The sequence below is a fragment of the Xanthomonas codiaei genome (genome assembly GCF_002939785.1).
Lineage (GTDB): Bacteria > Pseudomonadota > Gammaproteobacteria > Xanthomonadales > Xanthomonadaceae > Xanthomonas > Xanthomonas codiaei.
The window spans coordinates 158,176-176,414 of the sequence record NZ_MDEC01000005.1; the positions used below are offsets into that span (position 1 = coordinate 158,176).

The window sequence follows — 18,239 nt, forward strand, 5'->3', positions numbered from 1 at the left end:
CCGAACTCTGGGGATCGCAGAAGACAGCACTGGGGTCACGTTCGCGGGGTCATTGCCTTGCGCGTGGAGGGCTTGTCAACTGTTAAAATTTGATTATTAATACGAGGGCGCATCAGCGTCCAAGTGCCCATCGGCAGGGGAGTTTCCGTGGGGCTTCTACCCAAGAGTCAATCGCCACTTATCGGTGTCGATATCAGTTCCACTGCGGTCAAGCTCTTGCAGCTGTCGCGCAGCGGGAATCGTTTTCGCGTGGAACACTACGCGGTGGAACCGTTGCCGCCGAACGCGGTGGTGGAAAAGAACATCGTCGAAGTGGAGGCGGTGGGCGAAGCCATTCGTCGTGCCATCAACCGCTCCGGCAGCAAGGCCAAGAGCGCGGCTGCGGCCGTGGCCGGCTCGGCGGTGATCACCAAGTTGATCCCGATGCCGGCCGATCTGGACGAGAGCGATCTGGAAGCCCAGGTCGAGCTGGAAGCCACCAATTACATTCCGTACCCGATCGAGGAAGTGAATCTCGATTTCGAGGTGCTCGGCCCGATGCCCAACAGCCCGGACATGGTCCAGGTGCTGCTGGCCGCCTCGCGCTCGGAGAACGTGGAGCTGCGCCAGTCGGCGCTGGAACTGGGCGGGCTGACTGCCAAGGTGATGGACGTGGAGGCCTTCGCGGTCGAAAACGCCTTTGCCCTGGTCGCCAGCGAACTGCCGGTGGCCGCCGATGCGGTGGTCGCGCTGGTCGACATCGGCGCCACCATGACTACGCTGAGCGTGCTGCGCTCCGGCCGCAGCCTGTATAGCCGCGAGCAGGTCTTCGGCGGCAAGCAGCTGACCGACGAAGTGATGCGCCGCTATGGCCTGACCTATGAAGAGGCTGGCCTGGCCAAGCGTCAGGGCGGGTTGCCGGAAAGCTACGAGGTCGAGGTGCTGGAGCCGTTCAAGGAAGCGACGGTGCAGCAGATCAGCCGCCTGTTGCAGTTCTTCTACGCCGGCAGCGAGTTCAATCGCGTGGATTGCATCGTGCTGGCCGGCGGTTGCGCCGCGTTGGCGCGGTTGCCGGAAATGGTCGAAGAACAACTGGGCGTGACCACCGTGGTGGCCAACCCGCTCGCACAGATGACGCTGGGGCCGAAGGTCCAGGCCCACGCACTGGCGCTGGATGCGCCCGCCCTGATGATCGCCACCGGCCTGGCCCTGAGGAGCTTTGACTGATGGCAAGAATCAACCTATTGCCCTGGCGCGCCGAGCGCCGGAAGGCGCGCGAGCGTGAGTTCTATTCGATGCTGGGCTTCGCCGCCTTGGGCGGCGTGCTGTTGTCGGCATTGATCTGGTTCTACTACGACGCGCAGATCAGCGGGCAGACCGAGCGCAATGCGTTCCTGACCACCGAGATCGAGAAGGTCAAGGCGCAGAACGAAGAGATCAAGGAACTCGACAAGAAGAAGGACCGCCTGCTGGCCCGCAAGAAGGTCATCGAGGAACTGCAGGCCAACCGCTCGCAGATGGTTCACCTGTTCGATTCGCTGGTGCGCACCATTCCCGATGGCGTGGCGCTGACCAACATCAAGCAGGACGGCGACATCCTGACCCTGGAAGGCCGCTCGCAATCCAATGCGCGCGTCAGTGCGTACATGCGCAACCTGGAAGGCTCGGGCTGGATGACCAATCCGGACCTTTCGATCATCGAGGCCAAGAGCCAGGACAAGGCGGCCGGTCAGCCGGTGACCTCGGCGATGGACACCAAGACCCTGCCGTACGTGTTCACGTTGAAGGTCAAGCTGGCCAATCCGAACGAGGCCGACAAGAACGGCACTGCGCCGGTCGACGGGCAGGCACCGGCGGCACCGGCACCGGTGCCTGCCGGCGCTGCACCGGCACCTGCCGCGACGCCAGCCACGCCGGCGCCGGCCGCACCGGCCACGCCTGCACCCGCGCAAGCGGCACCGGCGCAAGCCACTCGGCCGCAGGAGGGGGCGGCGTCATGAGTAAGAAATCATTCAAGCTCAGCGATCTGGATTTCAACAACATCGGCGGCTGGCCGCAGCAGGCGCGCATCGTGTTCTGCGTGGTCGTGGGCCTGTTCATCATGGTCCTGGCCTGGTTCCTGCTGATCAGCGGCAAGCGTGACGAGCTCGAAGGCCTGGAAGGCACCGAGTCGCAGCTGCGCACCGAGTTCGAGACCCAGCAGGGCCGTGCGGTCAATCTGGAGCCGCTCAAGCAGCAGCTCGCGCAGATGGAGCAGGTGCTGCAGCAGATGCTGCGTCAGCTGCCCAGCAAGACCGAAATGCCCGACCTGATCATCGACATCTCGCAGACCGCATTGTCCAGCGGCCTGTCCAACGAGCTGTTCCAGCCGGGTCCGGAATCGCCGAAGGAGTTCTACGCCGAGAAGCCGATCGCCCTGCGCATGGTGGGCAGCTACCACCAGTTCGGTGCCTTCGTCAGCGGCGTGGCCTCGCTGCCGCGCGTGGTGATCCTGACCATGCACGACATCAACCTCAAGCCCAAGGACGCCAAGGCCGGCATCACCCCGCGCGGCGCGCTGGAACTGTCCGGCACGGTCAAGACCTATCGTTATCTGGACGATGAGGAAATGGCCGAGCAGGAGAAGGCGGCGGCCGACGCTGCGAAGAAGGGCGGCCAATGACCATGAAATTGCTCAAGATCCTGTCCTGCGTGGCGCTAATTGCTGTATTGCCGGCCTGCAGCCGCGGCATTACCAGCACCCCGGGCGATGCGCCGAATCTGGAAGCCTGGGTGGCCGAAGTGCGCGCGCGTCCTGCGCCGCCGCTGGAGCCGCTGCCGGTGATGCAGCAGTTCGAGACGTTCGAATACGCAGCGCAGACCATGCGCGACCCGTTCAGCGATGCATGGGTCAGCGCGGAAGGCGGCAACGGCACCCGACCGGATCCGAACCGGCGCAAGGAGCCGTTGGAGGCCTTCCCGCTCGACGCTCTCGACATGGTGGGGACCATCGGGGGTGGGTCGGGCCTGATCGCACTGGTCATGGCGCCCGACAAGGTGACCTACCGGGTGCGACCGGGTGTGTATCTGGGACAGAGCGATGGCCGGGTGACCGGGGTCTACGAAGACCGCATCGAGCTGATTGAACTTGTGCCGGACGGTGCGGGTGGATGGCTTGAACGGCCGGCCGCACTCGCATTGGATGATCAATAAAGTGATAGGGGATAGCACGATGACGTTTTCCAATGCCCAGCGGCTGCGTTCGGTTCGACGCCACGCGATGCTCCAGGCCTGCGCGTTGGGGTTCGCGCTGGCGCTGGCCAGTGGCAGCTCGTTCGCGGCCGCCGCGCTGACTTCGCCCGCGCAAGACCCGGCCAAGACTGCTCCGGCGAGCCTGGCGGTGTCCAAGATCGATTTCAAACGCGGCGACGATGGCGCAGGCCGGTTGATCCTGAAGTTCGACGGCCAGGGCGCCAGCCCGGACCTGCGCACCCAGGGCGACAACGTGCTGGTGGACATCAGCAACGCCAAGCTGGCGCCGGAGTTGCAGCGCCCGCTCAACGTCACCGATTTCGCCACGCCGGTACAGCGCGTGGAGGTCAAGCCGTCCGGCTCCGGCTCGCAGCTGGTGCTGTCGACCAAGGGCGCCTTCGACTCGCTGGCCTACCAGACCGGTAACGAATACGTGGTCGAGATCACCCCGCGCAAGGGCCAGCCGGCCGTAGGCGGTGTGAGCCCGGCGGCGGTGACCCAGGCTGCCGCGCAGATCGCTGCGCGGGGCTACAGCGGCCGCCCGGTGACGTTCAACTTCCAGGACGTGCCGGTGCGCACCGTGCTGCAGCTGATCGCCGAAGAGTCCAACCTCAACATCGTCGCCTCCGACACCGTGCAGGGCAACGTCACCCTGCGCCTGATGAACGTGCCGTGGGACCAAGCGCTGGACATCGTGCTGCGCGCCAAGGGCCTGGACAAGCGCCGCGATGGCGGCGTGGTGTGGGTCGCACCGCAGCCGGAGCTGGCCAAGTTCGAGCAGGACAAGGAAGACGCCCGCATCGCGATCGAGAACCGCGAGGACCTGATCACCGATTACGTGCAGATCAACTACCACAACGCTGCGGTGATCTTCAAAGCGCTGACTGAAGCCAAGGGAATCGGTGGCGGCGGCGGTGGTCAAGGCGGCGGCGGTCAGGGCGGTGCCGGGCAGCAGGACAACGGTTTCCTGTCACCGCGTGGTCGTCTGGTGGCCGACGAACGCACCAACACCCTGATGATCAGCGATATCCCGAAGAAGGTCGCGCAGATGCGCGAGCTGATCTCGCATATCGACCGTCCGGTGGATCAGGTATTGATCGAGAGCCGTATCGTTATCGCCACTGATACCTTTGCGCGTGACCTTGGCGCGCGCTTTGGCGTCACTGGTGCAACGGGTCGGGGCATCTTGAGCGGTTCGCTAGAAAGCAATGTCAACTACCTCAATACCTCTGCCCAAGCTGGTCTGGAGGTTGCCAATGGCGGTACACAGACAACCTTGCCAGCTCATCTGTTTCCGTCGGGCCTGAACGTCGATCTTGGAGCTGGTGGTTTCACGAACAGCGGCGCAGCAGGTCTTGCGTACACTCTGTTGGGCTCACATTTCAACCTGGACATCGAGCTGTCGGCGATGCAGGAAGAAGGTCGCGGTGAGGTCGTATCGAATCCACGCATTGTGACCGCCAATCAGCGCGAGGGTGTGATCAAGCAGGGTCGTGAGATCGGCTATGTGACCATCAGCGGCGCTGGCGCAGCAGGTGGCGGTTCACAGGCCAATGTGCAGTTCAAGGAGGTGCTGCTTGAGCTGAAGGTGACGCCGACAATTACCAACGACAATCGCGTCTTCCTAAATATGAACGTGAAGAAGGACGAAGTCGCTCGATTCATTGATTTGCCGCAGTACGGTACCGTGCCTGAAATCAACCGGCGCGAAGTCAATACGGCTGTGCTGGTGGCCGATGGCGAGACAGTGGTAATCGGCGGTGTCTATGAATTCACGGACCGTGAGAGCGTGTCGAAGGTGCCGTTCCTGGGCGACATCCCGTTCCTGGGTAATCTGTTCAAGAAACGCGGGCGCAGCAAGGAAAAGGCCGAGTTGCTAGTCTTTGTTACCCCGAAAGTGTTGCGAGTGGCGAGCGCAGCGCGATAAGCGCAACGTTTGAAGGAAGAGGCCGCCAACAGCGGCCTTTTTCTTTTGAGGCGCCGTGGAGGCGGCGCGCTTCCCGGAGCGCAATCAAACTTCGCGTGTGCCACGTGGCACGCGCGTGCCGCCTCCTTTGAAGATGTCTGCCACTCAAGCGGCGTGCGCTGTCCATCGTAAGCAAATCGTTCGTGACGTGGGCTGGCGGAGCGGAGCATGAACCCGGTCACTCACTGAACCTCCGGCCAGCGTCAAGTGAACCAATCGCGTTCGGATCGGTCACACTGAGCCTATGAACGCACCGCCGCTCCTTCCCCCAGAAGCCGCTGCCGCGCCCGTCGAGGACCGGTTGCATCGTCAATTCACCTCCCTGCGCGAGTCGCTGGCGCAGCGCATCGTCGGCCAGTCGGCGCTGGTCGAGCGGTTGCTGATCGCCTTGCTGGCCGACGGCCATCTGCTGGTCGAGGGCGCGCCCGGGCTGGCCAAGACCACGGCGATCCGTGCGCTGGCCTCGCGGCTGGAGGCGGACTTTGCGCGGGTACAGTTCACCCCGGATCTGCTGCCGGCCGATCTGACCGGTACCGAGATCTGGCGCCCGCAGGACAGCAGGTTCGAATTCATGCCCGGGCCGATCTTCCATCCCATCCTGCTGGCCGACGAGATCAACCGCGCGCCGGCCAAGGTACAGTCGGCCCTGCTTGAGGCAATGGGCGAGCGGCAGGTCACCGTCGGCCGGCACACTTATGCGCTGCCGCAGCTGTTCCTGGTGATGGCGACGCAGAACCCGATCGAGCAGGAAGGCACCTTTCCATTGCCCGAAGCGCAATTGGACCGCTTCCTGATGCATGTGCGCATCGGCTACCCACAGGCCGACGCCGAGGCGGAGATCCTGCGCCTGGCCCGCGAGGCGGCGCGGGATACGCTGGAAAAACACGAGACCGTTCCCGACAGGATTCCGCTGGAAGATGTGTTCGCGGCGCGGCGGGTGGTGCTGGATGTGCATCTAGCGCCGCAGCTGGAGCGTTACCTGATCGAGATCGTGCTCGCTTCGCGCGATGCACAGCGCTACGACCCTGCATTGGGGCGGCGGATCGCCTGGGGCGCCAGCCCGCGTGGCTCGATCGCGCTGGAGCGCTGCGCGCGTGCGCGTGCATGGCTGGCCGGGCGCGACTACGTGACTCCGGACGATATCCGCGCCATCGCTCCGGATGTGCTGCGTCATCGCGTGTTGCCCAGCTATGAGGCGACTGCCGAAGGCTGGGATGGCGAGCGTCTGGTGGCCGCCTTGCTGGACAAGATCCCGCTGCCCTGATCGGGTAGCGCGTTGCCGAGGTATGCCGTCCTCCCGCCCGACTCCGATGTCTTCGATGCCGTCTCCGCCCCTCGCACATCCCGCCTCGTCCGTTGCCGGCGACGGCCTGCGCCCGAGTCTTGCGGAGCTGATCGCATTGCGTGGCACCGCGCTGCATCGCGGGCAACCCGGACGCGGCCGGCATGGCCTGGTGGGTCCGGTGCCGGCCGCGACACGTGGGCGCGGGATGGAGTACGCCGAGTCGCGCGACTATGTGGCGGGCGATGACGCGCGGCATATCGACTGGCGTGTCACCGCCCGCACCGGGCGCGCGCATACCAAGCTGTTCCAGGCCGAGCGCGAGCGCTTGAGCCTGATCGTGGCCGACACCTCGCCAGCGCTCTTTTTCGGGACGCGGGTGCGCTACAAGTCGGTACAGGCAGCGCGCGCCGGAGCGGTGGCGGCGTGGCTGGCACAGCGACAGGGCGACCGCATCGCCGCCTTGCGCGGTACCTCCAGTGAAGCGCCGATTGCGCCGCGGTCGGGGCAGCGTGGTGTGTTGCCAGTGCTGGATGCCCTGGCGCGCTGGTACGCCCAGCCACCGTCCGGCGATGCCGGGCTGGAGGTCGCGCTGGACCATGCCGCGCGCCTGCTGCGTCCCGGTGCGCGGCTGACCGTACTGGCCGATGCGCGCAGTGCCAGCGCGATTTCCGCGACCCGGTGGTCCGGCCTGGCGCTGCATCACGAGGTGGTGGTGATCGTGCTGGTCGATCCGCTGGAGCTGTCGCCACCGGCGCGCGCGCTGAGTTTCGATGTGCGCGGCGAACGCATTGCGGTGGACTTGGCCAGCCAGTCCGCACGCGCGCGTTGGCAGGCCGAGTTCGTGGCGCCGCTGGAACACCTGGCCGCGGTGCTGCAGGCACGCGGCGTGCGCCTGCATCGGCTGTCCACCGACGATGCCAGCGATGCCTGGCTCGGTGGCGGCGCATCCGTGCGGAGCGCATGACGATGGCACCGCAATCGCTCCCGCTACGCGATGTGCACCTGCCGCCGTCGCCGGGCTGGTGGCCGCTGGCGCCGGGCTGGTGGCTGGTCATCGCGGTTGTCGCGCTGGTGGTGGCCGGTGCATGGTTCTGGTGGTGGCGCCGTCGCCGCCAGCAACGCCGCTGGTTGGCGGCGTTCGATGCCGAACTGCAACGCGCGGCGACGCCGGCGGAGCGCCTGTCGACGCTGTCGGCATTGCTGCGACGTGCGGCACGCACGGTGGATGCGAACGCCGACCGCCTGCAGGGCGAGGCATGGCTGCAGTTCCTGGACGGCCGCAAGAGCAAGACGCAGGCGTTCTCGCGAGGGCCAGGGCGCGCGGTGCTCGAGGGGGGATTCCAGCGCACGCCGGCGGTGGCCGATATCGATACCGTCCAGGCGCTGGTGCGGCAACGCTTCCTGGCGCTGATGCGGGGGCGGCGATGAACTGGCTGCAGTGGTCGCAATGGCAGGACGCGCTGGCGCATTGCGCCTGGCCGTGGGCGTGGTGGCTGATGCCGCTGCCGCTGCTGATGTGGTTCTGGCCGCGCCGCGCCGCCGATGCGGCGGCATTGCGCGTGCCGTATGCCGATCAATTGCACGCGGTCGCGCAGGCGCAGCGTATGCCCGCGCTACGGATGCCGCGCTGGCTGGCCTGGCTGGGCTGGTTCCTGCTGTGCGCCGCGTTGGCGCGCCCGCAGCAATTGGGTGAGGTCATCCAGCCGCCGCGTGAGGCGCGCCAGATGATGCTGGCGGTGGATCTGTCCGGCAGCATGAGCGAACCGGACATGGTGCTGGGTGGCAACGTGGTGGACCGCCTGACTGCGGCCAAGGCGGTGTTGTCGGATTTTCTCGATCGCCGCGATGGTGATCGCGTCGGTCTTCTGGTGTTCGGACAGCGCGCCTATGCACTCACCCCGCTGACCGCAGACCTGACGTCCGTGCGCGATCAACTGGCCGACAGCGTGGTGGGGCTGGCCGGGCGCGAGACCGCCATCGGCGATGCCATTGCACTGTCGGTCAAACGGCTGCGCGAGCAGGAGCAGGGCCAGCGCGTGGTGGTGTTGCTCACCGATGGCGTCAACACCGCCGGCGTATTGAATCCCTTGAAGGCGGCCGAACTCGCCAAGGCCGAAGGGGTGCGCGTGCACACGATTGCCTTCGGCGGCAGCGGCGGCTATTCGTTGTTCGGCGTGCCGATTCCGGCCGGCGGCAACGACGATATCGATGAGGAGGGGCTGCGCAAGATCGCCCAGCAGACCGGCGGGCGCTTCTTCCGCGCACGCGATACCGCAGAGCTGGCCGGCATCTACGCTGAGCTCGATCGGCTGGAGCCGGTGAAGGCGCTGGGCCCGTCGGTGCAGCCACGCGTGGAGCGCTATTACTGGCCACTAGGTGCGGCCTTGATGGTCGCGTTGCTGGCGTTCGTGTTGCCGCGGAGATGGCAATGAGTGCGCTGACCGGGCCGCTCGCCTCGTTGCATCTGTTGCGTCCGGAGTGGCTGTGGGCGCTGCTGGCGATCGTGCCGGCGGCCGTGCTGTGGCAACTGCGTCGCCGCAGCGCCAATGCCTGGCGGCAGAGCGTGGACGCGCATCTATTGCCGGGCTTGCTGGTCGCCGGTGGCCGACGCGGCTGGCTGGGCTTCGTGCTGGCCGCCTTGACCTACGCGCTTGCGGTGGTGGCGATGAGCGGGCCCAGCTGGCGGCAGACCGAGCGCCCGGCCTTTCACTCGAGCATGCCCCTGGTGGTGGTGCTGGATCTGTCCTCCAGCAGCAATGCAACCGATCTGCCGCCATCGCGCCTGCTGCAGGCGCGCGCGAAGCTGGCCACGCTGCTGCGCAAGCGCGCCGGCGGCGACGTCGCGCTGCTGGTGTATGCCGGCGAAAGCTTTACCGTCGCCCCGTTGACCGAAGACGCCCGCAATGTGGCCCTGTTTCTGGACGCGCTCTCGCCATCGGTGATGCCGGTGGATGGCAAACGCGCCGACCGCGCCATCGATGCGGCGACTCGCCTGCTGCAACAGGCCGGCTTCAAGCAGGGCGAGATCCTGCTGCTGAGCGATGGCGCGGACGGCTCGGCAGAAAGTGCGGCGCGTACGGCGCGTGCGCGAGGCTTCCGCGTGTCGGCTCTGGGCGTGGGCAGTGCGCGCGGCGCTGCCTATCGCACTGCAAGTGGCGAGATCGCGCAGGCACGGCTGGACGAACCCGCCCTGCGCGATCTGGCCGGCCAGGGGGGCGGGCGCTATGCGCGTATCACGCCCGATGACGCGGATCTGCAGGCGCTGGGCGTGCTCGATCCCGCGCAACAGTCGTTGGCAGAAGAGACCGCCGACGCCAACGGCGGCAAGACTTGGCTGGACGAAGGCTATTGGCTGGTATTGCCGGTGATGGCGTTGGCATTGCTGGCATTCCGTCGGCGTGCGGTGGTGGCAGTGCTGGCGCTGGTGTGCGTTCTGCCGTTGGCCCAGCCTGCACGGGCAGCCGATGGTACGCTGTGGCAACGCGCCGACCAGGTACAGCAGCAACGCCTGGACGCGGGCGTGCAAGCCTACCGGCGCGGTGATTTCGCCGCCGCGCAAAAAGCCTTCGAACACGTGCCGACCGACGAAGGTCTTTACAACCTCGGTAATGCACTGGCGCGACAAGGCCGCTACGACGAGGCGATTGCGGCCTACGATCGCGCGCTCAAGCAACATCCGAACCAGGCCGATGCCATCGCCAATCGTGCTGCGGTCGATGCGGCGCGCAAGCGCCAGCAGCAGGGCAACAAGGATGGGCAGGGCAAGTCCAAGGATCAGAATCAATCCGGGCAGAACAAGGCCGGCCAGAACCAGCGCAGCACTCAGGGCGCGGGCCAGAACGGACAGCAGCCGCAGGACGCGCAAGGCAGGCAGGAGGGTAAGGATCCATCGTCTGCCACGCCTGAGTCGAAGGATGGAAAGACGCAGGACTCGCAGTCCAGCGATGGCAAGGGCGAGCCGAACACGCAGGACGCAGCACCGCAGTCGGCCGACGCCAAGGCGCAACAACAGGCCGACGAAGCGCAGCGCCGCAGGATGCAGCAGGCCATGGCGCAGGCCGGCGACAAGGGCGCCGATGCCAAGGGCAATGCGGAAGCGGCAGTGGCGGACGAAACGCCGGAACAACGCGAACGGCGCCAGGCGGTGGATGCATGGTTGCGGCGGGTGCCGGATGATCCGGGCAGCCTGCTGCGGACCAAATTCAGGCTGGAATACGAACGCAGGCAACGGGACGGACGATGATCGGCAGATACCACTTGCGCCGCGTGGCGATTGGCATGCTGAGCAGCGCCGCGCTGATGTTCTGCGCACCGCTGGGTGCGGTGACGCGCGCCTGGCTGGACCGGGACAGCGTCAATAGCGGTGATGCGGTGACGTTGAACATCGAAACCGATCAGCGCGGTGTCGATCCGGACTACTCGCCGTTGCGCAACGACTTCGCACTTGGCGCCAAGAGCGCCAATCAGCAGATGCAGGTGGCCAACGGCGGGGTGACGGTACGCGCCTTGTTCGGCGTGGTGCTGACGCCGCGCAAGAGCGGTGAGGTGATCGTGCCGGCGATTCGCGTCGGCGGCGAGCGCACCGAGCCGCTGCGGCTGCAGGTGGTGGGTTCGGCAAACGAGGCCGCAGACAGCGGCGCCGGTGCCACGAACGGGCCCAGCGCGGCGCAGGGCAACGAAGAGGCCTTCGTCCAGACCCAGGTGGACGACCCGCAGCCCTTCGTGCAGCAAAGCGTGGGCGTGGTGGTGCGCCTGTATTTCGCCAACCAGCTGGCCTCCGGCGAGCTGGATCTGGAAGCGCCCGATGGTGCGTCGTTGCAACGCATCGGCGATGACGTCAGTTCGGTCAAGCTAGTCAACGGGCGTCAATACAACGTGGTGGAGCGGCGCTATCTGCTGGTACCCGAGCGTAGCGGGCGTCTGCTGCTGCCGCCGGCGCGGTTTACTGGCCGCTCCGTGGGCGGTTTTTTCGACGATTACTTCGGCCGCGGCAACGGCGAGCTGAGCGCGCGCAGCGCCAGCATCGCGCTGCAGGTGCGTGCGCAGCCGGCCAATGCGCCGCAACCGTGGTTGCCGCTGCGCAGCCTGCAGTTGCGGTACACGGCCACCCCGCAGCGCGCCACCGCCGGCGAGGCGGCGCAGTTCTTGGTGGAAGCCAGTGCGCGTGGCGCCACCCAGGCACAGTTCCCCGAGCTGCCCACGCCGAGCGTGCCGGATGCGCAGGTGTTCGCCGAACCGCCGCAATACGAAGAACGGTTCGTGGACGGCTCGCCGCAGTTGCGGCTGACCCGGCGCTATTCGATCGTGCCCAACCGCGCCGGCCCGCTGGTGGTACCCGGCCTGCAGGTGGCGTGGTGGGATGTGGGTGCGGCCGCGGCCAGGACGGCAACGGTGCCGGACCTGACGCTGGACGTTGCGACGGGCAGCGGTGCGTTCGCGGCGCCTGCACCTGCGCCGGCTGCAGGTCCGGCGACCGCCGGCCCTGCGCCTGCAGCGGCCACCGGTGCGCTGACTGTGCAGCCGCCGCCGCAGGGGCGCCCCTGGGCGTGGATCGCTGCGGCGGCAGGCTTCGCGCTGTTGTGGGTGCTCACGCTGGCATGGGCAGTACTGCGCCGAGGTGGTGCGCCGCGCCCGGCGGCCGATGCCCATGGCGCAGAGATCGCCATGCCTGGACGGCGTGCGACACACGGCGTGGCCGAGTTACGCCGCGCGCTGGATGCCGGCGGGATGGACGAGGTAGCGACCGTGCTCTGCGGCATGGCTGGTGCCAACGATATCGACAGCGTGCTGGTCGCCCTGGCCGATCCCGCCCAGCGCGCGGCCGTGGCGCGGATGCAGCGTGCGCGCTGGGGCGGCGACGGCGATGTGGCCGGTGCCCGCGCCGCGCTGCGCGAGGCATTCGCCAAGGGGCCGCGCTGGCATCACGCAAGCGCAGCCGAGCCCGAGGTGCTGGCGCCGTTGTATCCGCCGGCGCCTTGATCGCCTGCGGGGCATCGGCATCGGCAGCGGCAGCGACGGAGGGGCACGAAACGGCGCCTCGTTGTGCATCGCCATAGCGCTTGGATCAGCGAACAACGATGATGCGGTCGCCAGGCGGGCGTGGCTGGCGCTCGAAACTCGCTTCATTCATGCACTGCGCTTCTGAGCGCGTCGCCACATCCATCTGGCAACCGCTCGCTGCGTTTCGCTAGCCGCGCTTGGTTCCGGATCTCTGCTGTGTTGCCAAGGGCAAGGCATTGCGTCTGCCATTGGGCTGCATGCAGGGCCCTTGCCCGCTCACCATCGCAGGACACGCCGCAAGTACGTCCCTGTAGGCTCTGTGGCGGCATCCATGCCGCCAAAGGTCCCGCGACGGTAAGCGGGCAAGGGCCAGTCGCGTTGGTCGGTGTGCATGGGCGAGCAGTGCACTACGTCGCTGTGCGATCCATGGTGCTCGCTGGCCACACCTCTCGCTTTTGCACCAACGCCTGTCTGATGCGAATGCGGATGCCTGCATCGGCATGTCAGCGCGCGCCGCGATCAGCTCTTTGAAGCAGGTGCCGACCAGTGTCACGGTGCGGTGTCCTTGCCGCTTGCGGGACCGTGTGGCGGCATGGATGCCGCCACGGAGCGTCCAGGGATGGATTCACAGCGTGTCCCGCAAGCGGTGAGGGCACCGCACTCTGAACCAGCTTGGCTTTAGAGCATCGATCTGGCTTCAACGTTCACGATCTCAGCCGCAGTGGATCTGGTGGTCGCAAGTTCCAAGTGCAGTGTCAGGCACGAGCTGCAAGTCACCAATCGCCAATCGCAATCTGCATGCATGCATGCATGCGTGCAGATTGCCGCAAGCACTCGACGACTCCACCCACCAACGCGGTGCTGCAGCACGCGAATCGCTCTTTTTACTCCGAGCCAAACACCGGCCTCACCCGGCAGTCTGCCCGCGATCAGTGTCTTGCAGTTGCACCGCTCGCACCTGTCCTCGCAAGGCAGACCTACCCGCGGGCAGCCGCAGCGCGGCGTGGCCGCCTCGATGGCAATGTTAAGCTGCGGTCTTTGTGTTCACACCAAGGCCGACCAGATGACTGCATCCCCAGCCGCACGCCGCCCGGGCCTTCCCCTGCATTGGAAGATGGGTATTGGCTTTGCCGTGGGCCTGGTGCTGGGTCTGGCGGTCTACTACCTGGCCGGCAGCGACGCCGACTGGGTGCGCCTGGCGACCAGGTACGTCACCACGCCGTTCTCGCAGGTCTTCCTCAATCTGATCTTCATGCTGATCGTGCCGCTGCTGTTTTCGGCATTGGTGATGGGCATCTCCGACATGGGCGACATTCGCGCGCTGGGGCGCGTGGGTTGGCGCACGCTGGGCTACACCGTGGTGCTGTCCGGCATCGCGGTGCTGCTGGGCCTGGTGCTGGTCAACGCGCTCAAGCCCGGTGCGGGGGTGGACCCGCAACTGGCCAATCAGCTGATCCAGCAGAACGCCGAGCGCACCCGCGAGATCATTTCCAGCTCCGGCACCCAGCCGCAGGGCATGGACATGCTGCTGTCGATCGTGCCCAGCAACGTGATCGCCGCCGCGTCCAGCAATGGCGCGATCCTGTCGCTGATGTTCTTCGCGGTGATGTTTGGCGTGGGCATGGTGCTGACCGCCGACGAAAAGGTCGCCACGCTGCGGCGCGGGATCGAAGGCGTCTTCGAGATCTCGATGACCCTGATCGGCCTGGTGATCCGCCTGGCCCCGTATGCGGTGGCCTGCTTCATGTTCAACCTGGCCGCGCTGTTCGGCTTCGATCTGTTGATCCGCCTGGGCGCCTATGTGGGCGTGGTGGTGCTGGCGTTGGGGCTGCACATGGTGGTGAGCTACGGATTGGCAGTGAAGTTCGCCGGGCGTTCGCCGCTGGGCTTCTTCCGGCAGACCCAGGAGGCCACGTTGATGGCCTTCTCCACGGCCTCCAGCAACGCCACCCTGCCAACCGCCCTGCGCGTGGCCGACGAGATGGGGCTGCCGCCGCGGGTGTCGCGCTTCGTGCTGACGGTGGGCGCTACCGCCAACCAGAACGGCACCGCGCTGTTCGAGGGCGTGACGGTGATCTTCCTGGCGCAGTTCTTCAACGTGGACCTGAGCCTCGGCCAGCAGTTCATGGTGATGCTGGTCTGCATCCTGGGCGGCATCGGCACCGCCGGCGTGCCGTCCGGCTCGCTGCCGGTGGTGGCGCTGATCTGTGCCATGGTGGGGGTCAACCCGGTGGGCATCGGCATGATCCTGGGCGTCAATCACTTCCTGGACATGTGCCGCACCGCGCTCAATGTCACGGGCGATCTGGCGCTGACCACCCTGGTGGCCAAGGGCGAAGAGTAGGGATGCGGGATTTGGGATTGGGGATTGGGGATTCGGTAAAGCGATTGTTGCGCGCGTGTCGCTCCAGGACCTTGCGCATGAAGGCCAGGCTCTACCGCTTTTACCAATCCCCGCTCCCGACTCCCCAATCCCGGCCCCACTAACACGGTGTGTGGGAGAATAAGGCTCTCCGCTTCCAGCGGTGTTCCCCTCCGCTTCCATAGACGCTCATGACCCAGCCCACCCGCCGCCAGCTGGCCAACGCCATCCGTTTTCTTGCCGCAGATGCGGTCGAAGCCGCCAAGTCCGGCCACCCCGGCATGCCCATGGGCATGGCCGATATCGCCGAAGTGCTGTGGAACGACTTCTACCGGCACAACCCGAACAACCCGCAGTGGTTCAATCGCGACCGTTTCGTGCTGTCCAACGGGCATGGGTCGATGTTGCAGTACGCCTTGCTGCACCTGTCCGGCTATGACCTGCCGATCGAGCAACTCAAGCAGTTCCGCCAGCTGCACAGCAAGACCGCCGGCCACCCGGAACGCAGCGAAACCCCCGGGGTGGAGACCACCACCGGACCGCTCGGCCAGGGCTTTGCCAATGCAGTCGGGTTCGCGCTGGCCGAGAAGTTGCTGGCGCAGCGCTACAACCGCCCCGAGCTGGAGATCGTCGATCACCGCACTTGGGTGTTCATGGGCGACGGCTGCCTGATGGAAGGCATTTCGCACGAAGCCGCCTCGCTGGCCGGCACCTGGGGCCTGGGTAAGCTGGTCGCGTTCTGGGACAACAACCAGATCTCCATCGACGGCAACACCGCCGGCTGGTTCAGCGACGACACCCCGGCGCGTTTCGAAGCCTATGGCTGGCACGTGATTCGCGACGTGGACGGGCATGACGCCGACAAGATCAAGGCCGCCATCGAGGCGGCGCTGGACAACGGCGACAAGCCCACCCTGATCTGCTGCCGCACCAAGATCGGTTTCGGTGCGCCGACCAAGGCCGGCAAGGAGTCCTCGCACGGCGCACCGCTGGGCAAGGACGAGCTGGAAGGCGCGCGCAAGGCGCTGGAATGGCCGTATGGCCCGTTCGAGATTCCCGAAGAGATCTACGCCGGCTGGCGTGCCGGCGGCACCGGCACGCTGCGCCAGGCCGAATGGGAGCAGCTGTTCGACAAGTACGCCAAGCAGTACGCCAGCGAGGCCGACGAGCTGACCCGCCGCTCGCATGGCGAGTTGCCTGCCGACTTCATCGCCAAGGCCGATGCCTACATCGCCAAGGCGCAGGAAGAAGGCCAGACCATCGCCTCGCGCAAGGCCTCGCAGCTGGCCATCGAGGCGTTTGCGCCGCTGCTGCCCGAGCTGATCGGCGGCTCGGCGGACCTGGCGCATTCCAACCTGACCCTGTGGAAGGCCAGCAAGTCGGTGGCTACCGACGACCCGGACGCCAATTACGTGTATTACGGCGTGCGCGAGTTCGGCATGACCGCCATTGCCAATGGCCTGGCGCTGCATGGCGGCTTCATTCCGTTCGACGCCACCTTCCTGGTGTTCAGCGATTACGCCCGCAACGGCGTGCGCATGAGCGCATTGAACCCGGCGCATGCCATCCACGTGTACACGCACGACTCGATCGGCCTGGGCGAAGACGGTCCGACCCACCAGCCGGTGGAACACCTGGCCTCGCTGCGCTACATCCCCAACAACGATGTCTGGCGCCCGGGCGATGCGGTGGAATCGGCGGTGAGCTGGAAGGCTGCGATCACCCGCAAGGACGGTCCGAGCTGCCTGATCTTCAGCCGCCAAAACCTGCAGCACCAGCCGCGCAGCGCCGAGCAGATCAAGCTGATCGAACGCGGTGGCTACGTGCTGGCCGATGCCGAGGGTGGCACGCCGGACGTGATCCTGATCGGTACCGGGTCCGAAGTGGGCCTGGCGGTGGAGGCCAAGAAGACGCTGGATGCGGCCGGCATCAAGACGCGTGTGGTGTCGATGCCGTCCACCGATGTGTTCGATCGCCAGGACGCGGCGTACCGTGAGTCGGTGTTGCCCAATGCGGTGCGCAAGCGCGTGGCAGTGGAAGCGGGCGTGACCGGCTTCTGGCGCAAGTACGTGGGCCTGGATGGCGATGTCGTCGGCATCGACACCTTCGGCGCCTCGGCACCGGCCGATCAGCTGTACGCGTACTTCAAGATCACCGCCGAGCACGTGGTTGCGGCAGCCAAGGGGCTGTAACGCCTTGCGTGGTGCTTGAAAGAAAAAGCCGGCGAAAGCCGGCTTTTTTGTTGGAAATCGCGAGCGATGCGCGGTCCGTCATCGTTCAACGGACGCATCGCGTGTTTCAGTGCGCCTCGTTGGCCAGCGCCGCTGCACGGATCCTGGTCAGCACCTTCAGTTGTGCGTCCATCATCGGCGGATTGGGATCGTGTCCTGTGCGTGGCAGCAGGATAAATTCCTTGCTCGGAGCAGAAAGACCATCGAAATAGGCTTTGCTGATGTGCGCCGGAGTGACCAGATCCTGTTCGCCCTGAATCAGATAGATCGGCATGGCGAACTGTGGCCCGAGTGCGCGCAGATCGATCTGCGGACCCATGCCGTCGCCTGCCAGCCCGACGAACTGCAGGAAGGAATAGTCTTCTCCGGCCTCATAGGCTGCGCGGTAGTCGGGCGTGTCGTACTCCGCTGCGAAGGTGAACCAATCTTCTGGTGCCGGGTCGGTACTCAGGGCTTCGTATTTGCGCGTGATGCGCCGCAGGATTCCGAAGTTGCGTGGGTTGGTCCATGGCGGCGGGCCGATCTTCTCCAGCTTGCCGATCGCATCCGCATCGCTGGCTGCCGGGGCCAGGCTCAGCGTCTTGGCGTAGCTCGACGCCATGTCGTCCTGGTAATTGACCAGCTGCGCCGTGCCGACATACGCGTGGAACAGGTCCGGATTTGCCTTGGCGATAGTGACCGACAGTGCCGAGCCCCACGACCCGCCCATCAGGATGAGCTTGGGTTTGCCCAGCCGCTGCGAGGCATAGCGTGCGACCTCGCTGCCGTCCTGGGTCAGCCGCTGCATGGTCAGCGGCTCGCCGTCGGCAGGTTTGCTTGCCGCATAGGTCTTGCCGGAGCCGCGTTGGTCCCACTGCACTATGGTGAAATCGCGCGTCCAGCTGCCGAACAGGCGATGCGCGAACGGCGTGTTGGGGTTGCCCGGCCCGCCATGGACGATCAGCACCACTGGATTGCGGCAGTCCTGGCTCTCGATCGTGACCCATTGCTGGATGCCTCCAATCTGCACAAGACCTGCCTCGTGTATGGCGTTGCCGGGTCCCCGGCAAGCGTCATGCAACGGCGTTTTTCCAGACTCCGCAGCACTCACTGCCGGCGCGCACACCAGTAGTAGGGCAATGGCTAACCCAGTATTTCTTCATTATTTGATTCCCATCGTAGTGCGTTGCGTCATTGCATCAGCCA

At 66.1% G+C, this 18,239-nt stretch carries 14 protein-coding genes; 13 read left to right on the forward strand and 1 reads right to left on the reverse strand.

What is annotated here, in order from left to right:
• Positions 1-147 precede the first annotated feature (147 nt).
• From XcodCFBP4690_RS05500 to tkt, 13 genes are all read left to right on the forward strand, one after another.
• Positions 148-1,206, forward strand: coding sequence for a pilus assembly protein PilM (locus XcodCFBP4690_RS05500; RefSeq protein ID WP_104539994.1), 1,059 nt, complete (start codon positions 148-150; stop codon positions 1,204-1,206).
• Complete coding sequence (locus tag XcodCFBP4690_RS05505) at positions 1,206-1,979, forward strand: PilN domain-containing protein (RefSeq protein WP_104539995.1); 774 nt, start codon at positions 1,206-1,208, stop codon at positions 1,977-1,979. Before XcodCFBP4690_RS05500 ends, XcodCFBP4690_RS05505 begins: the two co-directional genes overlap by 1 nt.
• Entirely contained in the window at positions 1,976-2,641 is a 666-nt protein-coding gene (locus XcodCFBP4690_RS05510; protein ID WP_029220527.1) for a type IV pilus inner membrane component PilO, read from the forward strand. Before XcodCFBP4690_RS05505 ends, XcodCFBP4690_RS05510 begins: the two co-directional genes overlap by 4 nt.
• Complete coding sequence (locus XcodCFBP4690_RS05515) at positions 2,638-3,171, forward strand: pilus assembly protein PilP (protein ID WP_064510516.1); 534 nt, start codon at positions 2,638-2,640, stop codon at positions 3,169-3,171. The genes XcodCFBP4690_RS05510 and XcodCFBP4690_RS05515 overlap by 4 nt, the downstream gene beginning before the upstream one ends.
• 19 nt (positions 3,172-3,190) lie before the next feature.
• Entirely contained in the window at positions 3,191-5,137 is a 1,947-nt protein-coding gene (locus tag XcodCFBP4690_RS05520; RefSeq protein ID WP_104539996.1) for a type IV pilus secretin PilQ, read from the forward strand.
• Positions 5,138-5,420: 283 nt separating this feature from the next.
• On the forward strand, positions 5,421-6,440 hold the full coding sequence (locus XcodCFBP4690_RS05525; RefSeq protein WP_104539997.1) for an AAA family ATPase: 1,020 nt from the start codon (positions 5,421-5,423) through the stop codon (positions 6,438-6,440).
• 22 nt (positions 6,441-6,462) lie between these two features.
• A complete protein-coding gene (locus XcodCFBP4690_RS05530) occupies positions 6,463-7,425 on the forward strand; it encodes a DUF58 domain-containing protein (protein ID WP_146091844.1) in 963 nt (320 codons plus the stop codon).
• A gap of 2 nt (positions 7,426-7,427) precedes the next feature.
• Complete coding sequence (locus XcodCFBP4690_RS05535) at positions 7,428-7,889, forward strand: DUF4381 domain-containing protein (protein ID WP_104539998.1); 462 nt, start codon at positions 7,428-7,430, stop codon at positions 7,887-7,889.
• Entirely contained in the window at positions 7,886-8,893 is a 1,008-nt protein-coding gene (locus tag XcodCFBP4690_RS05540; RefSeq protein ID WP_104539999.1) for a vWA domain-containing protein, read from the forward strand. Before XcodCFBP4690_RS05535 ends, XcodCFBP4690_RS05540 begins: the two co-directional genes overlap by 4 nt.
• Positions 8,884-10,704, forward strand: a complete 1,821-nt coding sequence (locus XcodCFBP4690_RS05545) for a tetratricopeptide repeat protein (protein WP_104540000.1) — start codon at positions 8,884-8,886, stop codon at positions 10,702-10,704. Before XcodCFBP4690_RS05540 ends, XcodCFBP4690_RS05545 begins: the two co-directional genes overlap by 10 nt.
• A complete protein-coding gene (locus tag XcodCFBP4690_RS05550; protein ID WP_104540001.1) occupies positions 10,701-12,440 on the forward strand; it encodes a BatD family protein in 1,740 nt (579 codons plus the stop codon). The genes XcodCFBP4690_RS05545 and XcodCFBP4690_RS05550 overlap by 4 nt, the downstream gene beginning before the upstream one ends.
• 1,084 nt (positions 12,441-13,524) lie before the next feature.
• Positions 13,525-14,805, forward strand: coding sequence for a dicarboxylate/amino acid:cation symporter (locus tag XcodCFBP4690_RS05555; RefSeq protein ID WP_104540002.1), 1,281 nt, complete (start codon positions 13,525-13,527; stop codon positions 14,803-14,805).
• A gap of 209 nt (positions 14,806-15,014) precedes the next feature.
• Positions 15,015-17,015: a transketolase gene (gene tkt / locus XcodCFBP4690_RS05560; RefSeq protein ID WP_104540003.1), complete on the forward strand. Its 2,001-nt coding sequence runs from the start codon at positions 15,015-15,017 to the stop codon at positions 17,013-17,015.
• A 106-nt stretch (positions 17,016-17,121) separates the two neighbouring features.
• Here the strand turns inward: tkt and XcodCFBP4690_RS05565 are convergent, their stop codons facing one another.
• Complete coding sequence (locus XcodCFBP4690_RS05565) at positions 17,122-18,063, reverse strand: alpha/beta fold hydrolase (RefSeq protein ID WP_208622696.1); 942 nt, start codon at positions 18,061-18,063, stop codon at positions 17,122-17,124.
• Positions 18,064-18,239 lie beyond the last annotated feature (176 nt).

Excerpts from the sequence above, each read along its gene's own strand:
- XcodCFBP4690_RS05550 (WP_104540001.1), top strand. The coding sequence starts at position 10,701 with ATGATCGGCAGATACCACTTGCGCCGCGTGGCGATTGGCATGCTGAGC.
- XcodCFBP4690_RS05535 (WP_104539998.1), top strand. The coding sequence starts at position 7,428 with ATGGCACCGCAATCGCTCCCGCTACGCGATGTGCACCTGCCGCCGTCG.
- XcodCFBP4690_RS05510 (WP_029220527.1), top strand. The coding sequence starts at position 1,976 with ATGAGTAAGAAATCATTCAAGCTCAGCGATCTGGATTTCAACAACATC.
- XcodCFBP4690_RS05515 (WP_064510516.1), top strand. The coding sequence starts at position 2,638 with ATGACCATGAAATTGCTCAAGATCCTGTCCTGCGTGGCGCTAATTGCT.
- XcodCFBP4690_RS05530 (WP_146091844.1), top strand. The coding sequence starts at position 6,463 with ATGCCGTCCTCCCGCCCGACTCCGATGTCTTCGATGCCGTCTCCGCCC.
- XcodCFBP4690_RS05540 (WP_104539999.1), top strand. The coding sequence starts at position 7,886 with ATGAACTGGCTGCAGTGGTCGCAATGGCAGGACGCGCTGGCGCATTGC.
- XcodCFBP4690_RS05505 (WP_104539995.1), top strand. The coding sequence starts at position 1,206 with ATGGCAAGAATCAACCTATTGCCCTGGCGCGCCGAGCGCCGGAAGGCG.
- XcodCFBP4690_RS05525 (WP_104539997.1), top strand. The coding sequence starts at position 5,421 with ATGAACGCACCGCCGCTCCTTCCCCCAGAAGCCGCTGCCGCGCCCGTC.
- XcodCFBP4690_RS05545 (WP_104540000.1), top strand. The coding sequence starts at position 8,884 with ATGGCAATGAGTGCGCTGACCGGGCCGCTCGCCTCGTTGCATCTGTTG.
- tkt (WP_104540003.1), top strand. The coding sequence starts at position 15,015 with ATGACCCAGCCCACCCGCCGCCAGCTGGCCAACGCCATCCGTTTTCTT.
- XcodCFBP4690_RS05520 (WP_104539996.1), top strand. The coding sequence starts at position 3,191 with ATGACGTTTTCCAATGCCCAGCGGCTGCGTTCGGTTCGACGCCACGCG.
- XcodCFBP4690_RS05555 (WP_104540002.1), top strand. The coding sequence starts at position 13,525 with ATGACTGCATCCCCAGCCGCACGCCGCCCGGGCCTTCCCCTGCATTGG.